The sequence below is a fragment of the Vibrio sp. 03_296 genome (assembly GCF_002265885.1).
In genome coordinates this window covers 1-536 of sequence record NZ_NPKW01001343.1, presented here as the reverse complement: position 1 = coordinate 536, position 536 = coordinate 1, and the positions used below count along the sequence as shown (strand labels likewise).

General features: G+C 39.7%; 1 pseudogene. It reads right to left on the bottom strand.

From position 1 onward, the window contains the following. Window positions 1–93 (bottom strand): annotated as a pseudogene (locus CIK04_RS35305) (DUF3265 domain-containing protein); the annotation flags it as partial. Between the last annotated feature and the right edge of the window lie 443 nt (window positions 94–536).

Genomic DNA, 536 nt, shown 5'->3' with positions numbered 1-536 from the left:
CCCAACGCAAACTGAAAATGCCACGCGTGCCAAATCCCACTTGAACGCCTTGTTATGCTAAACTTCAATGGGGTTACGTTTACTTAAAAACAAAGATAACTCAGCTTTGATTCACGAACAAAAGCCAAAAACCTGAAATGACTCATGATTTTGAAAATCAGACTTTGAACTTTGGTAGCTAAAACGAAAAAACCTAATATCAAATTTCTGATTGAGCCAACCACCCTAACCTCGCGCTTACCCGACAATTGAATGAGGCAATTCTCTGAATTTCCAGCGCCAAAGAATAAGTGTCCGAAAAGCAGCGCTCACAAAAGCCAACTTGCCGATAAACACCAAACTGAAAAGCCGAGGGAACAAAGAAAAACCATAAACCACTGATTTTACTTGATTAAGCATAACGCCCAATTAAGGGGTGAACAACGCCTCCACCACACCTAAAGCATTGTGCCATAAACACTAAATTTGAAGTAGAAGCAAAAATGCCAAGCGTTGTGAATCCCTCTTAAATTGCTTGTTATGTGTTTGAACTTAAA